The following is a 2,106-nucleotide window of genomic DNA, read 5'->3' as shown; positions in this document are numbered from 1 at the left end:
GACTCACCCCACGGATTCTGACGTGATCCGCCGCTGGAACGGAGTGCGATTGGTAACGGATGTGGACTCCGAGGCGGGGCCGCTGTTCCTGGGCACCCCCGAGATCGTGACGACTCCGCTTCCGCACGTGATCGACGCGGAGAGCTTCACGCCCCGCTTGATCGCACTGCTCTCGAACGCCCTCGTCTGGCGGGAGTCCCGGCTGCTGCGCCGGGAGTTCAATCTCGGCACCAACGACTGGCGCGTGATCTCCGCGCTGGGGATCCGGCCCGGGGCCACCTCCAGCGATATCTCCGAGTTCGTGGCGATGAACAAGGCCGTGGTCTCCAAGAGCGTCAACACCCTCATCGCACGCGGCCTCATCGTCGCCGCCGACGGGGCGCGGGGGTCCCGTCCGCTCTACCTCACGCGGGAAGGGGCCGAGATGCACGATCGCATGAAGCCGATCTCGCTGCAGGGGCAGGAGATCGTGCTGGCCGATCTCAGCCCCAGCGAGGTCGAACAGCTCAATCACCTGCTCGGCCGGCTGCTGCAGAAGATGCCGGAGTTGTCGGCCGCATCCGATTCCGCGCCCGTCACCGACGACGCTCGCTGAGTCCCCCTCGCTCGACCTTACCTATGTGCATAGGTAAGGTGAAGGGGCGATCAGGAGCGAAGTCCGCCTTCCGGGGGTCCGGGCTCATGCTCGAAGCTCCCAGTAGCATGACGGACAACCCGAGAGGAGCACCATGAGCCTGCGATACGCGCTACTGGCGATCCTCCGCGTCGGCCCCCAATCCGGCTACGACCTGCAGAAGCAATTCTCCCTGTCGGTCGGGCATGTCTGGCATGCCCCCGACTCGCAGATCTATCCCGAGCTGCGCAAGATGGCCAGCGAGGGCCTCGTGGAAGCAGAGGAGCAGGCGCGCGGCGAACGGGGCCTGCGACGGCTGTACCACGTCACACCCGCGGGCGAGCAGGCGTTCCGAGACTGGATGAACGGCCCGCTGGACTACCAGCGCTTCCGCGACCCGGCCCATCTGCGGGCGGCGTACCTGGAGTCCGCGGAACCGGATGCGGCCCGCACGTTCCTCCGCGCCCACATCGCCCACTGGGAGGGCGAACTCGCCCAGTTCGAAGGCGAGCTCGGTCACATCGACGCGCTGAGCAACCCCATGCTGGTCCGCCGCCTCGAGGTGACCCCCGAGTCCGAGCGCGAGCGCACGATCGAGTACAAGCGCTTCACCTATGAGGGGCTCGCCGAGCGTGCCCGTGGCGAGATCGCGTGGGCCCGCCGCGGCCGCGCCCTGGTCGACCGCCTCGACCACCCCGCATCCTGACCTGACCGCGAGACTGCTTCTGGACGCCGAGACTGCGGGGTAACCCCGCTGTCTCGGCGCGCAGAAGCAGTCTCGGCGTCAGGGGCGCCGGTCAGTGCGCCATGGCGGCGAGCGCCTCGGGGTCGATCGTGGCGATGGAGCGGGTGTCCTGGAATGCGCGGATGCCCTCGATGCCCTGTTCGCGGCCGAATCCGGACTGCTTCATGCCACCGAACGGGGCGCGGAGGTCGAGGCGGGTGGCGCCGTGGTCGTTGACCCAGACGTACCCGCACACGAGCTGTGAGCCGACGCGCTGCGCCGCCTCGGGGGATGCGGTCCACACCGACCCGCACAGGCCACCCCAGGTGTCGTTCGCCAGCGCGATCGCCTCCTCCTCGGTGTCGAAGGAGATGATCGGGATGACGGGACCGAACTGCTCCTGCGTCACCACCCGCAGCGACGGGTCGGGATCGACGACGATCGCGGGGCGGACGAAGTTGCCGCCGGCGAGGTCGCCGCCGGGGAGTTCGCCGAATTCGCGGACGTCGGCGCCCGCATCCTTCGCTTCCTGGATGATCTCCTGAACGAACGCCTTCTGCGCCGGCTGATGCAGCGGGCCCATCGTCGTGCCCTCATCCAGGCCGTACCCGAGCACGGCACGGTTCAAGCGCGCCTCGAGGCCCGCCACCAGCTCATCGCGACGAGAGCGGTGCACGAAGACGCGCTTCGCGTTCATGCAGATCTGCCCGGTCGTGTCGTAGATCGCCGCGAACAGGCGGTCGAGGTGCGTGTCATCGAGGATCGCGTC

At 68.4% G+C, this 2,106-nt stretch carries 3 protein-coding genes; 2 read left to right on the top strand and 1 reads right to left on the bottom strand.

The window, feature by feature from the left end; genetic code table 11:
- Positions 1-595, top strand: a 595-nt coding sequence (locus tag NT132_RS11785) for a MarR family winged helix-turn-helix transcriptional regulator (RefSeq protein ID WP_297789076.1), incomplete at its 5' end; no start/stop codon positions are given.
- A gap of 133 nt (positions 596-728) precedes the next feature.
- Positions 729-1,319 (top strand): PadR family transcriptional regulator, encoded by a 591-nt coding sequence (locus tag NT132_RS11780; RefSeq protein WP_297789073.1) that lies wholly within the window; start codon positions 729-731, stop codon positions 1,317-1,319.
- A 91-nt stretch (positions 1,320-1,410) separates the two neighbouring features.
- Here the strand turns inward: NT132_RS11780 and NT132_RS11775 are convergent.
- On the bottom strand, positions 1,411-2,106 hold a 696-nt coding region (locus NT132_RS11775), incomplete at its 5' end, for an aldehyde dehydrogenase family protein (protein ID WP_297789071.1).

Origin of the sequence: Microbacterium sp. (genome assembly GCF_026393345.1) — a bacterium.
In the GTDB taxonomy this organism is placed as follows: Bacteria; Actinomycetota; Actinomycetes; order Actinomycetales; family Microbacteriaceae; genus Microbacterium.
The sequence above is the reverse complement of the archived record's forward strand: the minus strand, read 5'-3'. Positions and strand labels throughout refer to the sequence as shown.